The following is a 15,163-nucleotide window of genomic DNA, read 5'->3' on the forward strand; positions in this document are numbered from 1 at the left end:
GCGGCTCAGCCTTCCCGCTTCAGCCAGGGGCCGAACCAGGTGACCAGCTTTGCCTCCAGCTCCGCCAGTCCTTCCTTGTGCAGGGCCGAAAAGGTCTGAATGCTGACCAGATCATCCACATTGGCCAGTCCGGCACGGGCTTCCTGCAGGGTATTTTTCTGCGGGCCCTTCTTCAGCTTGTCCGCCTTGGTCAGCAGGATATGAGTCGGAATTTCCGCATCCACGGCCCATTGCAGCATGGCACGGTCGAACTCCTTGAACGGGTGCCGGATATCCATCAGCAGCACCAGCCCGATCAGGGACTGCCGCGACTGCAGGTAGGATTCCAGTTCGGCATCCCACTGCTTCTTGATACTCTTCTGCACCCGGGCGTAGCCATAGCCGGGCAGGTCGACCAGACGCAATGAGTCGGCTCCGAAGGTAAAGAAATTGATCAGTTGGGTACGGCCGGGTGTTTTACTGGTGCGAGCCAGTTTATGGTTACGCGTCAAAGTATTCAGCGCACTGGATTTGCCCGCATTGGAGCGTCCGGCGAAGGCTATCTCGGCCCCTTCATCGACCGGACACCGGGCAAGGTCAGGCGCGCTGGTCAGAAACTGTGCCTGTGCAAAATCGAGGTAATCGGACATTGAACAAATCCCCTGCTGTTTTCCGGCTCCGGATGCTGAGCCGAGAGTGTACCAGAAAGCCGCTGCATCGCCTGCTGTCAGCAGCGCTGTTGATGGCCGGAACCCTGCTGTTTTCTGCCAGCTGGGCGGATGAACCTGTACCGGGTCAGCGGGTGGTGGAGCAGAACTGCATGAGTTGTCATCTGTCGGGGGCCGGCAATGCCCCGCGTCCGCGCCACAGCGAAGACTGGGCTCCACTGCTGGAGACCTGGGGGTTTGACCAGGTGGTCACCCAGGCCTGGGAAGGACGCGGTCGGATGCCGGCGCGAGGGTTCTGCCAAAGCTGCAGTCGGGAGGACATCGAAGCAGCCGTGCGCTACATGATCCCGGAGCATCTGCTCGACGAGTATGCGCCGGAACCCTGATCCGGCGCGAATCAGCATGCAAAAATCACGCGTCTGATTGCCCGTGTGGCCCCGTACCGTTAAACTATGCTCCAGTCAATTTTCATTCAAGAACATGGATCACGGCATGATGAAAAAAACCATCGCGGTCACCCTCGCGCTAGTCGGATTGTCCGGCTTGGCGCTGGCTCAGGGTGATGCAGAACGGGGCGAAGAACTCGCACAGACCTGTGCAGGCTGCCACGGTACTGACGGCAACAGCGCCAGCCCTGACTTTCCGAAAATCGCCGGTCAGAACACGCGGTATTTCATCGAGCAGATGGAGGCCTACCAGGACGGCTCGCGGGTCAACGCCCTGATGCAGGGCCAGGTCGCCGCACTGGATGATCAGGATATCCGGGATCTGGCTGCTTTCTATGCGCAACAGGAGCCCAACTTCGGTGAGGCCGATCCGGATCTGGTCGAGCTGGGCCGCGAGATCTACCGTGCCGGGCTGCAGGAATCCGGAGTCATGTCCTGCATGGCCTGCCACGGTCCTCAGGGTCAGGGCAATGCGGCTGCCGGCTTCCCACGTATTGCCGGTCAGCATGCGGATTACACCATCAGCCAGCTGAACGCATACCGCACCGGCTACAGAGCAGATGAACCGGCGGAGAACGCCCGCATGACCGATGGTGACACCCGCATGATGCGGGCTATTGCCTACCGTATGCGTGATCACGAGATCGAAGCGGTGGCCTCTTATCTCGAAGGGCTGCACTGAGGCGCGGCGGGCTCTATAAATCAACTGTAAAAAGGCGGAGTATTCCGCCTTTTTTGGGTTCAAATACCCCATAATCATTCGCCTGAAGGCGACTCAGGTGGCCTAAAACTATCCAGAAGTTCAGGTATTCGCTATGAAACGACGTATTGCGCTGGCCTCGGCAATGTTGGCGGCCCTGTTGACGGTGCACACCGTCAAGGCCGATCACCTGGAAGAAGGCGTGCATTATCGCACCCTCAGTTCACCGGTAAATGTATCCATACCGCGCGACAAGGACGGTATCATTCATGAATTCTTCTGGTACGGCTGCATCCATTGCTACAACCTCGAGCCCGCCGTCATAGAGTTCAAGAATGACCTGCCGGACAACCTGGCTTTTGAGGAAGTACCCGCCACCTTCAGCGAAGTGCATGAACTGCATGGGCGGGCATTTTATGCCTGGCAGTTTCTGAACCTGCCGGAAGACACGCACCAGGCGCTCTATGACGAGATATTCGTCAACAACAATGACTTGCGCAGCGAGCGAGCATTGGCTGATTTCTTTGCCGAGCGTGGCGTGGATGCCGAAGACTTCAGAAAGATGATGAATTCTTTCTCCGTGCAGACCAAGATCAGGGTGGCACAGAATCTGACTGCCGGGGCGCAGGTCAGGGGTACGCCCTCGGTCATGGTCAATGGCCGCTACATGATTGAAAGCGGCATGCCGGGCGTGAGTTCCAATGAGGAAATGCTGCGCATTGCCCGCGAACTGGCTCTGGAGCAGGCCAGCGATTGAGCTTTATGTGCGGTTTTCCTGATTTGATGTAAGCCTGTAGAGCTGAACAGCAACGGGTGGGCGGTGTTAATCGGATGATTCCGTCGGTATTCGCTGCTCATAGGGTTGTTGGAAGGCCCGGTCCAGTAAAGTACCAATGTAATCGGCCAGGTCGTCAAAGTAGGCGTCATCCATGGTCGTTTTGCCTACCGATTCCAGTATAGGCTGTAGCAAAAGCGGCGCGACAAGCAAGCTCTGCAACACCAGTCGCGCCTGTTCGGGTCGATGAATGTTGCCCTCGGGCAGTGACTGATCCAGTTGTTGCTCTACTTGACGCAGCAGGGGACGCAAAACTGTTTCGATCAGCCATTGTCGCTGGTTGTCCGGAGCAAACAAAGCGCTCTTGACCACCAGGTGGATCAGTTCGCGTGGAGCGAAACGGTAGTAGTTGCGGAACAGGTCAGCAAAGGACATCTCGGGGAAGCGCTTCAGGCTGGCAAGTACATGCGCCTTGACCGGTTCAAGATAACTGAGCAGAACCGCGCGGTAAAGGCCACTTTTGTCGCCATAGTAATAGGCGATCATGGCGGAATTGACACCGGCACGCTCGGCGATGCGCCGAATTGAAACCCGCTGGTACTCTTGATGCAGGAACAGATGGCGCCCAGCTTCCAGCAAGCGGTCGCAGGCGCTGGTGTTTTTGTCCGATGAGTATGTCTGCATGCTATCTCCCCCGTTTGTATGACTGATAACGCGGGCCTTGGACAATACCGCAGAGCCACCTAGATTAGCCACTCCAGTTGCCAGAATATCCGATCGCTGTCGTCAGCCGTCTGCAATTGGACTGCGTCTCCAGCGCGATAGCCAACCCAGCCAAACCGGGTGCGCCACTGGTCGCTGATGTCCCAGTCGGCCGCCAGCCGCGTCGCCTGCCCGCTGTCGGTCAGGCCGCCAAAACCGAGCACCACTCCACTCAGCGTGAGCCGCTCCCGCAAGGTGCTGTGCTCTGCGCCGATGGCCCAGCGGTGGTTGAACTCCTCACCCAGATTGGCGGCCATGTCAGGCTGATAGTCAGGCAGGTAATCAGTGCGGTACTCGAGTAGCAGGCGGCTGTTTTCGGGCAGCGTAAGGTCGACCCCCAGCGCCCAGGATAGCCGTTGGGTGGTGCGTTCCGCACCACTGCTTCGCACCGCCTGCCCGCCCTGCTGGGTCGTGTTGACCGGGGCCCAGGTAAGACCGTCTTCAACGGCGATTTCGGCCCTGATCACAGTACTGTCGAACGGCACGCTCAGCCCGGCGCCGACGGTTGTCAGTCGCTCGTATCGGCGCTCGACCGCGCCCGGCTCAAACATCAGATGCCCAGTCGGGTTGTAGCCACGCCAGACGAACGCCGCCAGATCGGCACCCTGCCAAAGGCCGCTTAAGCGTACACCGCCGGCATGCGCGTCCGGGTCTTCCCAGCCATGGTTGGGTGTCCGGTCTTTGGTCTCGGCAGGCAGTGGATAGTAATCGCTGCCATGAACCGGCTGTTCGGCCATCCGGTTTTCATGCGCCACCATACCCTGTAGCGTCCAGTTACCCAGGTACAACCGGGCCTCGGTCAGCCAGCGGGACAGCCTCGTTTCGTCGGCGTCATACAAACCCGGCTGCGCCATACGGGGCGGGTTGACCGGTTCGAGCACTGAGAGTACATCGTTGAAGCCCCAGGATTGCACTTGCCGTCCACTGGTCAGCGCCCAGTCAGAGGTGCGGTAACCCAGGCGGGCCTCATGCAGCTCCAGTTGAGTTTCCCGCTGGTCACGATAGGGCGTTTTCCAGTCCGTGTCGGGTCGCAGGTCAAACACCCAGTCCTGGCTCAGTTCAGCATCCAGAACTCCATCGAAGCGGCTGTTCGGACGCCATTCCACTCTGGACCGCCAGGCGGTGACCAGGCTGGCCAGCCCTCGGTGATCAGTCTCATTCAGGTCTGGTTCAGGCTGGGTCGTGTTCACCTGCCCCCGTTGGATCAGGCGATTGGCCAGATAGACCGTACGGGGTTCTGACGGCTCCACCGGTTCGACCTCGCCGAAGCCGCTGTTGAACGTTTCACCAAAAGGGTCGTCTGCCGCCACGATGTTACTCGCCACGACCAGGCTGGTCGCTGCGAGTATCAATAGTACTGTTAATCTCATAGCCCCTGCTCCAGTCGCTGTATGCTGAATTCGGACGCTGATATTTCAGGGTCCAGATCGATGTCGCTGAATGTCAATTGAGTACGATGCACGGTCTGGCCGCCTTCCTGGCTGACCACCTGCATGACTTTAGGCAGCCAGTAGCCATCGCGATGCTCCCATTCCGGTATGTTTATCAGTTTGCGTTCATTGACACCCTCAAGGCTGTGGATGGCTCGAATCACCTGATAGTTGCTTTGCTGAACATAGATTACCGATTCGGTGTAGCCGGTGCGGTCAATCACGTCGTTGTCGGCCGCCGTGGCGCGAACCAGCCAGACCGGTTCGTCACCGACCCTGTCTTCACCCAGCAGCTCGTATGTCCAGTCATCCAGATTGCGCGACGACATATCGGCATAGGACAGGTCCGACCCCATAAAGCTGCTGCTCTGGTCACTGCCAGCGATGCGTCTGGACCTGTTCATGCTGGGTAAAAACAGCCACTGGTCGTCGCTGAGTTGCGGGTCGTTGTAATCGAAGGACAGAAAACCGGTGCCACGGACATCGGACGGTTCCAGAAAAAACATCAGACTGCGTTCGCTGTCCTCAAAGGTCCGGCTCAGCGACTGCAACCGGCGTACTCGCTGGTTGCTGTTGCGATCAATCAGCGTCATGGTGATCTCGGAGGCCATCACTTCGGGCGTGGGTTGGGCATCGACTTCGGCCATGATCTCCCGGCCGGTTTCGGCCTGGGCGCTGGTGCTGGTCAGCACCAGAATGGTCGACAGAATGGCGATTCCAATGCTCAGATGAGCAGGCTTATTCAAAAGTTCATGTTTCATTGGGCAGTCTCCCTGGTCAGTAAGGGGGCGTACCAGCGCAACAGCACTGGCGTGAGGGTAAAGTTCGACAACACTGCCAGCAGAAAAGCGGTTCCGCTCAGGAAGCCAAAGTTGAAAATGCTGGAGACGTTGCTGAACAAGAAGACGTAGAAACCGACGGTCAGAACAATGGCTGTGGTCATCAGGGCTCGGCCAGCGTTGTCGAAGGCCGTTTCGCTGGCCGCGCGGGCGTCCGGATTTTTGGCCAGCGCCGAGCGGAAGTGGTGAGCGAAGTGCACCGTGTTATCGACGGTGATGCCGATGGCGATTGTTGCCACCAGCATGGTGAACAGATCCAGCGGGATGCCGAGCCCGTGCATCAGACCCATCACCACCAGAATGGGCGCCAGGTTCGGCAGCATGGCCACGACACCCAGACCGACCGAGCGCAGCAGCGCGATCATCATCAGTGTAATAGCCACAGCCGCAAGGCCATAGCTCCAGGCTGTGGTGGTTACCACTTCGTCCAGGGTATCGCTGAGCAGGGGCAGCAGACCGGCGACATGAACCTCGGCCCAATCTTCCAGCGCACCACCCAACTGAGTTTCCGTCACCTCAATAAAGTCCTGGTATTGCAGAATGTCCGCCCAGGGCATGATCAGCGTCACCTTCATCTGGCTGTAGTCGGAATTCACCAGCCGGGCAAGCTCATCCGCACCCGTGTTTTCAAACAGCACCAGTTCTTCGGCGAGCAGGCTGGCGTTGGAAGGGATCCGGTAATAGGTCGAGTCGCCATCGTTCAGGGCCTGGTGGGTGCCCTTGATGATGTCCAGCATTGAATTCACATGGCCAATGCGTACACCACCGGGTGTACCGGCTTGCAGGGCCGAGAGTTCTTCGTCCAGGCGTTGCAACAGTTCGGGGTTCTTGATGCCGTTTTCCTCGCCGGTGTCGATGATCACTTCCATATTGATCGTGCCGCTTAACTGTTCGTCGATGGTGTGAGTGGCTGTGCGTATCGGCAGATCTTCTGGCATCCAGTCAAGCGGGTCGAAAGAGAAACGCAGCTGTACGGCAAATGCCAGCGCGATAATCACTGCCAGAAGCCAGGCAGAGGCCAGCCAGGCACCCCGCTTCCAGGACAGGTCGGCAAAATAACGCAGAATCCCGCGTGCCCGATCTCGATGATGCGTCGGGCGTGCTGCGGACAGAGGCCAGAGAGCCATCAGCGCCGGGGTCATAAGCACTGTCAGAACGAAGGCCAGCATCACGCCCAGTGCGGAGAAGGCCCCCAGGTTGGCAATGGGTATCAGATCGCCGCTGGCCAGGGTTATCAGGCCGGCGGCCGTGGTCAGGGAGGTGAGGAAAATGGGCAAGGCGGTGATACGAATAGCCTGGCGCATCGCCTGGAATCGGTCGATACCGTTGTTATAGGCATTGAAGAAATGCGTCAGTATATGCACGGCATAGCCAACGGTGATTGCCAGCAAGAATGACGGCACCAGAATCAGTGGCATTTGTACTGTCTGCCCGGCAAGAGACAGTGCTGAAAAGGTCGCCAGTATGGCCAGCATGACAGCCGACAAGGGTATGACCACAGCGGACACTCGCCGGAAAAATGCCACCAGTACAATGATGATCAGCACCACTGTCAGACTGATGAAGGTCTGCATCTCGCTTTTCATCGTGGTTTCCAGTTGCTCGTTAACCACCGGCATGCCGGCAATGACCGTCCTTAGCCCCTCTGTGATCGCCAAGTCGGATTCCAGAGCCAGGATCAGCTCATTGGTTTTCTCGATGGGCAGGAAGCGCTCGCCGTCATCAGCAGGCTCAGCATCACTGACCGACGGCCCGGCGGTGAAATCCCCGCCAAAGGCATCGTCGAAGGCAGTGGCGTCGTCGGGCACCGCATCCGGGTCGAAATCGTAGGTGTAGGGTTCAATCACCAGGGCGGTGAAGTTGCGCGCAGCGTTGATGACCATGCCTTCGAGCATCGGCGTGGCGGCAATGCGCCGCTCGATGGTGTTCCGATCCAGTGTGCCTATGGGCGTCGGAATCAGGTCATCGACCAGCAAGCCGTCTGCAGTGCCTTCCTGGTATGGGGCGTTGATCAGGCTATCGACGCGGCGCACCCATGGGACTGATTGTTCAATGCGCCGGTGAAGGTCGGCCAGTTCAGTCAGGCTCGCATTACTGAGGACGTCATCCGCCGATATTCCGACGACGATAACGTCGTTGCGACCGTAAGTTTCCTTGACCGCGTTGTAGGCCTGGCGTGCAGGCTTGCTCTCATCAATAAAGTGTTCAAGATCGGTATCGATTTCAAGGTGGCGCAATTGGCTACCCAGGGACAGCATGATCAGAAAGATCATGCCGAGTACTGTTAGCGGGTGGCGCATTACCCAGTCGGTATAACGTTTGAGCCAGGATGAAACGAGGTCAGGTTTCATGGTGCGGTCTCTCCGGTACGGCATTAATCAAGTGATTAAACTCTAGTGCCGTACCCGACGGGGACGCTATGGCTTTTGTTCATCAAATGGAACGAAGTGATAAATGGTTATCGCCGAACGCATCTAACCAGAACGGGGAATCAATAGTTATGACATGGATGGTGTATCGGGGCGGCAGGCGACTGGCGTAGTCGAAAGCCTTTGACGGAAGTCAGGGGGCTCTGAAGATGAGAAGTGTGTACTGTTCAGGCCGGTTTGACCGGCCCGAACAGTCTGGAATCAGAGCAATTCCAGATCCCAGTCATCCAGTTCTTCACGCAGCCGCTGTCGTTCCAGGTGGTCTTCTACCGCCCGGCGGGCCGCCAGCTTGCGGTGATTGTTCTGCCGTTTGTTCTCGCTGCTCTCCGTAGCTTTATGAAGCTGATCGTCTTCCAGATTGGCCAGTTCGACTTCAAACAGATTCATCGACATGAATAGGACTCCTTGTTCAGTCGGCGTTCAGTCCAGCGCTCGGACCGCACGGCCGTTTCTTCTTTTTCTTGGGTCACGACACAGGCTGTTTTGCATCGTGTCACCGGTAACAGTGTGCTATCGGAAAACCACATCGCAGCCTTGACCGGTGCCTTTGAGTTTAGATCAAAGGTCGGGATCGAACAAATACTGATTGTATCCAAAGCGTGAACATCGTCACTGTTCGAAACTGATGGCGACAGATTCAATGCAACAGGCGGGGTTGTTCGGTCGGTGGTCGGTAATGCCGGACAAAGGTCTCCAGATCATCCACATCCAGTGTATGACCGACCTGTTCCCCCTCGAGGCGGCTGGGTGACAGCGAGCGAATGGATTCCAGATCCTGGTAGCTGTTGACCCGAACCACGCAGAGTTCCCAGTTCAGTGACTGGCTGATGCCAGCCAGCAATTGCATCTGCCCGGGTTCGCCCACGGCCATGCGCAGTCGGGTCAGCGGCAACTGCAGGCACTGACTCAGTGTGACCGGCCAGGCTTCCACGTCTTCCAGCGCCAGCCTGAATCCGGTTCGATGCAGGGCGTTGAGCTGCGCCATTACCAGCGTGCGGTCATGCTGCAGTACTCGCGCCGGAAAACTGAGCTCCAGCAGCGCGGGCGGGATATTGAATTCATCCAGCACCGTCGCCGTCATTTCGCGCAGGTGTTCATTGAAGACCAGGCGGCTGTTCAGCGGGAAGGAGAGCAGCAGTGTTTCCTTGTGGGCGGAGCGCGCGCAGCGTACGTGGCAGGCGCAGGCCTCGCGCAGCAACTGCCGGTACAGCCGTTCTTCCAGCTGTTTTTCCTGCGCCAGAGCATAGAGCGGATCGGCCAGCTGTTCACCCAGTTCGGCATAGGCCAGTACCGTACTGACCCGGATGCCCCTGAGCTCACCATGGGTGCCCTCCACCTGGGGGCGAAAGCGCAGCGGGGTTTCCAGGCAATCGAGTATCTGTTGCAGCGCCTGCAGGGATTCGGCCTTGCGGGCATCGGGACTGCGGTGCAGGTCACCGGCTTCCACCACCCGATTACCGCCACGGTGCTTGGCCTGCTCCAGGGCGATACCGGTGGCATTCAGGCATTCATGGACGTTCTCCGGGTTCAGCATCAGCAGCCCCATGGAGACGGACGGCAGCACATCCTGGTCGTCCAGCAGCATGGGGCGATGGATGTCCGCCACGATCTGATCGGCCAGGTGACGCAGGCGTACCGAGGTTTCAAAGTGCGAGAACAGCAGGCCGAAATGGCCGCCGCCCAGGCGCGCCACCATCAGCAGCGGCGCGCCATACTGGTTCAGCCGCGCGGCAATATCCTGCAACAGCAGATCACCGGTGGCGTGGCCATGCGTCTCGTTGATGGCGCGGAACGCATCGATGTTAAGCAGCCCCAGGGCGACCTGCTGTTCCGGCAGCCGATCCATGCGCCGGTAATAGTCGAGTTGCTGGTAAAAATAGCTGCGGTTGGGCAGTCCGGTGAGCGGGTCATAGTGGCCCTTGTCCTGAGTCTGTCGGGCTTGCCGCTGCTGGCTGAGATCGCGCCCGAAACCCAGATAATGGCTGACCAGGTTGCCGGTCATCACGGAGCGGAAACTCAGGTGCAGCGGGAAGGCTTCGCCGTTGGAGCGCTGTTCCAGCAACTCGCCTTCCCAGTGCCCCTGTTCACGCAGCCGGGTGACGATATCGTGGGTCAGGCGGCTGTGGCTGCATCGAACCCAGGGTCGGTCGCGCCATTCATCCGCCGAGCGGCGCAGCATCTCGGCAAAGGCGGGATTCAGCGCGCTGACGTTGAAGTCCCGGTCCAGCACCAGCAGCGGGTCCCGGTTGTCACTGAACAGGCTGGCAGCGAGGGTCAGCTCCTGCTCCCGCTCCACTTCGGCGGTAATATCACGTCGGGTACCGAGCAGTCGCTGTGGCCGCTGCTTTTCGTCAAAGGCAATGGTACGCCCGGTGTCTTCCAGCCAGCGCGGCGGTTCCTCCCGGTTGCGATAACGCAGCGTCAGGCGCGGCGTGATGCCCCGCAGGTGCCGGATCACGGTGCGCCGCACACGCGCGAAATCGTCCGGGTGCACATAGTCGCTCAGTGGCCGCATGACGCCATTGTGCAACTGGCCAAAGCCCTGTTCCGGTCCGCTGATGTGCAGGTGACGACCGCGGATATCCCAGTCCCAGACGGCCAGTTGGCTGGCCTGCATGGCCATCTGGAGTTTCTGGTCATTCTGTCGCAGCGCTTCGGTAAAGGCATCCTTGAGCCGCATCTCGGTAGTGAGCTGGCGGTTGTTGTCAGCCAACTGACGCGCCCGCTGGTCCAGTTGCCGGGCCATCCGGTCCTGGGCGGTATAGAGTGACTGCAGCACCTTCTGTTGCCGCCACAGCGCCAGGGTACCCAGTATCAGTACCGTCAGCGTGATACCGGCCCAGGCGGTCGCCGGCGCATTCAACCACAGCAGCACCAGCCAGCCGAGCAACAGCGCCACCGCCGCCGGCAGCAGCCGCCGCCAGACGCGCGGGGGCCCGGACGTCTGCTGCAGCTGCTCGCTTGCAGACGGGTCGGATATGAGCTCTTTCATGCGTTTACTTGTATGCCTATACAGGTACGTTAGAATGCAGCAGCGGGTGACAGCCACTTTGTTGTGAAGCGCTTACATCCCTCCTGTTACTTTAGTCGCCACTGTCGGACCGCGCCACCGCGGAGCGGCAGGAGTTATCAGAGCACCCATTCCCGGAGCCCGACATGTCCATCCTTGAACGTCTCCAGAGCCTGAATGCCCCGCAGCGACAGGCGGTCAAATCCGATGCCCGCCATCTGCTGGTACTGGCGGGCGCCGGCAGTGGCAAGACGCGGGTACTGACGCACCGCATTGCCTGGCTGATGGAAACCGGGCAGGCAGCACCCACCGGCCTGCTGGCGGTCACCTTCACCAACAAGGCGGCGCGGGAAATGCGCCATCGGGTCGAGGCCCTGCTGGCACAGCCGGTCGGGGCCCTGTGGATCGGTACCTTTCATGGTCTGGCGCACCGGCTGCTGCGGCAGCACTATCTGGAGGCGGGGTTGCCGCGCGAATTCCAGATCATGGACAGTGATGATCAGCTGCGGCTGATCAAGCGCCTGCTGACCGAATTGGGTCTGAAGGACACCAGTCTGGAGCCGCGCCAGGTGCAATGGTATATCAATGACCACAAGGATGAAGGCCGCAGGGCCGAGCACATCGCGCCCAGCGGTGACCCCTTCGAGCAGGCCTGTCAGCAGGTTTACGGTGCCTACCAGGAGGCCTGCAATCGGGCCGGCGTGGTCGACTTCGCGGAGTTGCTGCTGCGCTCCCTCGAGGTCTGGCGGCACAACCCGGCCCTGCTCAAGCACTATCAGGCCCGCTTCCGCCATCTGCTGGTGGACGAGTTTCAGGACATCAATACCATCCAGTATGCCTGGCTGCGCACTTTGCTGGGTGACGGCGGCAACCTGACCGTGGTCGGTGATGATGATCAGTCGATCTATGGCTGGCGCGGGGCCCGGGTGGAAAACATCCAGCAGTTTCGCGATGACTTCCCCGGCGCCGAACTGATCCGACTGGAGCAGAACTATCGCTCTACCCAGACCATTCTGCAGGCCGCCAATGCAGTGATTGACCACAACCAGGGCCGGCTGGGCAAGGAGCTCTGGTCCGAGGGTGAACCCGGTGAGCCGTTGCAGGTCTATACCGCCTTCAACGAGCAGGACGAGGCCCGTTTCGTCGCCGAGCAGGCTGAGCAGTGGATCGAGTCCGGCCATTCGGCCGACGATATCGCGGTGCTTTATCGCTCCAATGCCCAGTCCCGGGTGCTGGAAGAAGCTCTGATGCAGGCCCAGGTGCCCTACCGCATCTATGGTGGCATGCGTTTCTACGAGCGGCTGGAAATCCGCAATGCGCTGGCCTATCTGCGCCTGGTCGCCAATGCCCGGGACGATCCGGCCTTTGAGCGGGTGGTCAATGTGCCGCCCCGCGGCGTGGGTGCCAAATCACTGGAGAAAATTCGGCAACTGGCCCGCGAAGAGGGCAGTTCGCTCTGGGATGCGGCCGTGCAGGCTGTGGAGCAGCGCCTGGTCAGCGGCAAGGCACATCATGCACTGGGGGCCTTCTTTCAGTTGGTTACCGATCTGCGCGACAGCCGGCATGGCATGGACCTGCGTGAGCTGGCGCAGACCGTGCTCGACATGACCGGCCTGCTGGACTATCACAAGGCGGAAAAAGGCGAGCGCGGACAGGCCCGGGTCGAGAACTTGCAGGAGTTGCTGGGCGCACTGGAAACCTACCAGGCGCCGGAGGATCTGGACCCGCTGACCGAGTTTCTGGCGGATGCCAGCCTGGATGCCGGTGAAGGTCAGGCCGACGACTATGAGGCCGCCATCAGCCTGATGACGCTGCACTCCGCCAAGGGACTGGAATTTCCACTGGTGTTTCTGGTCGGCATGGAAGAGGGCCTGTTCCCTCATCAGCGTTCGTCTGCGGACCCGGAGCGTCTGGAGGAAGAGCGCCGTCTCTGCTATGTCGGCATTACCCGGGCGGAGCAGCAGGTGTTCATTACCCATGCGGAAAGCCGGCGCCTTTACGGCCAGGACAGCTTCAACCCGGTATCGCGCTTTGTGCGCGAAATTCCCGCCGAGCTGCGCACTGACATCCGCATTAATCTGCAGCTGTCGATGCCGGGCAGCACCTCGGGTGGGGTTTCGGCCTTGGGGCAGCCGCCGGCCATTCCACTCGGCGCTCTGGTACGGCACCCGATTTTCGGCGATGGTGTGGTGTTGCAGTTCGAGGGCCAGGGTCCTAACGCCACGGTGCAGGTGAACTTTGACGGCGAAGGCATCAAGCAACTGGTCTATCAGTTTGCCAAGCTGGAAGTGATCGGCTGATCAGGCAGTGCGCGGTTCCACCGGAATGGGTCGGATGCGGCGCTGTTCATCAATGGCCACATAGGTGAACTCGGCTTCGGTCACCTTCTGCCGCCGGTCTTCTTCCGGCATGCGGCACCACACCTCGATGGACACGCGCAGTGAACTGCGCCCGGTCTGCTTCAGCAGGCCATAACAACACACGATGGAGCCCACCTTCACCGGACGCACGAATGACATTTCGCCGATGGCCATGGTGGTGACCCGACCGCGGGCAATGCGGGCGGCCATCAGCGCGGCAGCAGTATCCATCTGGGTAACCAGCCAACCACCGGAGATATCGCCGTTGGGGTTGGCGTCCGCCAGCATGGGCACCACGCGCAGCATGAGTTCACCCTGAGGATTGGGGGATAGGCTGTCATCGTACATGAACGTACTGTTTACCTGTGATTATAGGTCCGAATGTGTCGCGCATTATAGCGTGTTCAGGCAGTTGACGCACCGCAGTCGCATCAGTATATTAGCCGTCCGTTGCCGGCATAGCTCAGGTGGTAGAGCAACTGACTTGTAATCAGTAGGTCCCGCGTTCGAATCGTGGTGCCGGCACCAGCCATTCTTTAAGCCCGGGCAATCCTGATTGTCCGGGCTTTTCTGTTTCTGGTTCAGTGATATCTGCAGGAGATTACCATGTCCGCAATGCTGATCGAATTCTCGTCCTGGTTTCAACCCCACCTGCGTTTTCTGGCGACGGCCTTGGTGGCTTCGCTGCTGGTCATTTTTGGTACTGACATCAATCGCGGTGTACGCGGTATGATACGCAAGGCACATTTCGTGCTCCGCACACTGGTTTTTGTCATACTCTGTGCATTGGGCTACGGGTTTCTGACCGTTCAGGGGGGCATATGGCTGGCACGTGGACTGACCGCGATCGACGCGCATATTCTCGGCATCGTGATCGTGCTCGCCTTCCTGGTCGTGGGCTGGCTGGCCGAGCGGCGCAGTGGCTGACGGCACTGGGCCTGCTCACCTTGCTGGCGCTGCCGGCACAGGGGTTCGGTGAGCGCGGGCACCAGATTGTGGCCCAACTGGCCACCTACTACCTGAACGATGACGCGCGGGCACTGGTAGAGAGTCTCTATGGCACCAACTACCGCCGCCTGCTGCTGGAAGATGCCAACTATGCGCAGCAGGTGACGCGCCGCCGGGGCAATGAATGGCGTCTGGGCTACCACTATACCTGGTTTCGGGAAGGCGACAGCGGCTTTGTACCGGCAGAGCATTGTCCCAATGGCATCTGCTCTGTAGCGGCGGTGCTGAGCGCCGAAGAGGTGCTGGCCGATGACGGCGCCAGTCGGAACCAGCGTATGGATGCGTTCCGTTTTCTGGTGCACTATATGGCCGACCTGCACGACCCGGTCAACGCCGGTTTTGCCGCTGATCGCGGCGGCCGTGAAACCGAGCTGGTAGGCAGCGATCTGGAACGTTACAGCCTGTTCGAGATCTGGCAGCACGAGTTGTTTGAACACCTGCCGCACCCGCCCTTTGTCATGGCCAATATCTATGCCCGCCAGATCACCGATGAGCAGCGGCGAGAATGGGAGGCGGGTGAACCGGCCAGTTGGGTCTGGGAGACCCATACTGTGGCCCGTGATATCGCCTACCCGGCCGTACAGCGAGCCGGAGGCTGGAATTCCATTTATCGGCGCGAGGCCCTGCCGGCGCTGGAAGAACAACTGAAGAAGGCTGCCGTGCGCCTGGCCTCGCGCTTCAATCAGGTGGTGTCGATGCAGTCCGCCCAAGGCGCGCTGGAAGCCAGTCCGGACCTGCTGGAGTTCGAGTGAGTCAT

14 protein-coding genes and 1 tRNA gene are annotated in these 15,163 nt (G+C 59.7%); 7 read left to right on the plus strand and 8 right to left on the minus strand.

The genetic code is table 11. The annotated features are described in order from the left end of the window. Positions 1–5: 5 nt before the first annotated feature. Entirely contained in the window at positions 6–629 is a 624-nt protein-coding gene (yihA, locus tag E4656_RS15955) for a ribosome biogenesis GTP-binding protein YihA/YsxC (protein WP_135484307.1), read from the minus strand. Positions 630–721: 92 nt separating this feature from the next. Here yihA and E4656_RS15960 point away from each other — a divergent pair, with 92 nt between their 5' ends. From E4656_RS15960 to E4656_RS15970, 3 genes are all read left to right on the plus strand, one after another. After that, positions 722–1,033: a c-type cytochrome gene (locus tag E4656_RS15960; RefSeq protein ID WP_167856091.1), complete on the plus strand. Its 312-nt coding sequence runs from the start codon at positions 722–724 to the stop codon at positions 1,031–1,033. Positions 1,034–1,139: 106 nt separating this feature from the next. Then, the gene (locus tag E4656_RS15965) at positions 1,140–1,775 is read left to right on the plus strand and encodes a c-type cytochrome (protein ID WP_240754005.1); all 636 of its coding nucleotides are present in this window, start codon (positions 1,140–1,142) and stop codon (positions 1,773–1,775) included. Positions 1,776–1,908: 133 nt separating this feature from the next. Next, the gene (locus E4656_RS15970; protein WP_135484309.1) at positions 1,909–2,550 is read left to right on the plus strand and encodes a thiol:disulfide interchange protein DsbA/DsbL; all 642 of its coding nucleotides are present in this window, start codon (positions 1,909–1,911) and stop codon (positions 2,548–2,550) included. A gap of 66 nt (positions 2,551–2,616) precedes the next feature. Here E4656_RS15970 and E4656_RS15975 read toward each other — a convergent pair whose 3' ends face one another. From E4656_RS15975 to E4656_RS16000, 6 genes are all read right to left on the minus strand, one after another. Continuing rightward, on the minus strand, positions 2,617–3,252 hold the full coding sequence (locus E4656_RS15975) for a TetR/AcrR family transcriptional regulator (RefSeq protein ID WP_135484310.1): 636 nt from the start codon (positions 3,250–3,252) through the stop codon (positions 2,617–2,619). Positions 3,253–3,311: 59 nt separating this feature from the next. Next, positions 3,312–4,700 carry a TonB-dependent receptor gene (locus tag E4656_RS15980; RefSeq protein WP_135484311.1) on the minus strand — a complete coding sequence of 463 codons (1,389 nt, stop codon included), beginning with the start codon at positions 4,698–4,700 and terminating at the stop codon, positions 3,312–3,314. Next, positions 4,697–5,521, minus strand: coding sequence for an outer membrane lipoprotein-sorting protein (locus E4656_RS15985; protein WP_135484312.1), 825 nt, complete (start codon positions 5,519–5,521; stop codon positions 4,697–4,699). Before E4656_RS15985 ends, E4656_RS15980 begins: the two co-directional genes overlap by 4 nt. Continuing rightward, positions 5,518–7,950 carry an efflux RND transporter permease subunit gene (locus E4656_RS15990; protein ID WP_167856092.1) on the minus strand — a complete coding sequence of 811 codons (2,433 nt, stop codon included), beginning with the start codon at positions 7,948–7,950 and terminating at the stop codon, positions 5,518–5,520. Before E4656_RS15990 ends, E4656_RS15985 begins: the two co-directional genes overlap by 4 nt. A gap of 279 nt (positions 7,951–8,229) precedes the next feature. Further along, positions 8,230–8,421 (minus strand): PA3496 family putative envelope integrity protein, encoded by a 192-nt coding sequence (locus E4656_RS15995; protein WP_135484314.1) that lies wholly within the window; start codon positions 8,419–8,421, stop codon positions 8,230–8,232. A gap of 244 nt (positions 8,422–8,665) precedes the next feature. Next, positions 8,666–11,020, minus strand: a complete 2,355-nt coding sequence (locus E4656_RS16000) for a sensor domain-containing diguanylate cyclase (RefSeq protein ID WP_135484315.1) — start codon at positions 11,018–11,020, stop codon at positions 8,666–8,668. A 164-nt stretch (positions 11,021–11,184) separates the two neighbouring features. Here E4656_RS16000 and uvrD point away from each other — a divergent pair, with 164 nt between their 5' ends. Continuing rightward, positions 11,185–13,338, plus strand: a complete 2,154-nt coding sequence (gene uvrD / locus E4656_RS16005) for a DNA helicase II (protein ID WP_135484316.1) — start codon at positions 11,185–11,187, stop codon at positions 13,336–13,338. Here the strand turns inward: uvrD and E4656_RS16010 are convergent, their stop codons facing one another. Then, positions 13,339–13,746 (minus strand): acyl-CoA thioesterase, encoded by a 408-nt coding sequence (locus E4656_RS16010; RefSeq protein ID WP_135484317.1) that lies wholly within the window; start codon positions 13,744–13,746, stop codon positions 13,339–13,341. It lies immediately after the preceding gene. A gap of 104 nt (positions 13,747–13,850) precedes the next feature. Here E4656_RS16010 and E4656_RS16015 point away from each other — a divergent pair. The 3 genes from E4656_RS16015 (at position 13,851) to E4656_RS16025 (ending at position 15,158) form a co-directional block, all read left to right on the plus strand. Next, a tRNA-Thr gene (locus E4656_RS16015) sits at positions 13,851–13,926 on the plus strand. A gap of 78 nt (positions 13,927–14,004) precedes the next feature. Then, positions 14,005–14,325: a DUF3392 family protein gene (locus tag E4656_RS16020; protein ID WP_135484318.1), complete on the plus strand. Its 321-nt coding sequence runs from the start codon at positions 14,005–14,007 to the stop codon at positions 14,323–14,325. Between the two features lie 20 nt (positions 14,326–14,345). Beyond that, positions 14,346–15,158 (plus strand): S1/P1 nuclease, encoded by an 813-nt coding sequence (locus E4656_RS16025; protein ID WP_167856093.1) that lies wholly within the window; start codon positions 14,346–14,348, stop codon positions 15,156–15,158. The last annotated feature ends 5 nt before the right edge of the window (positions 15,159–15,163 follow it).

The sequence above is a fragment of the Natronospirillum operosum genome (genome assembly GCF_004768465.1).
GTDB lineage: Bacteria > Pseudomonadota > Gammaproteobacteria > Pseudomonadales > Natronospirillaceae > Natronospirillum > Natronospirillum operosum.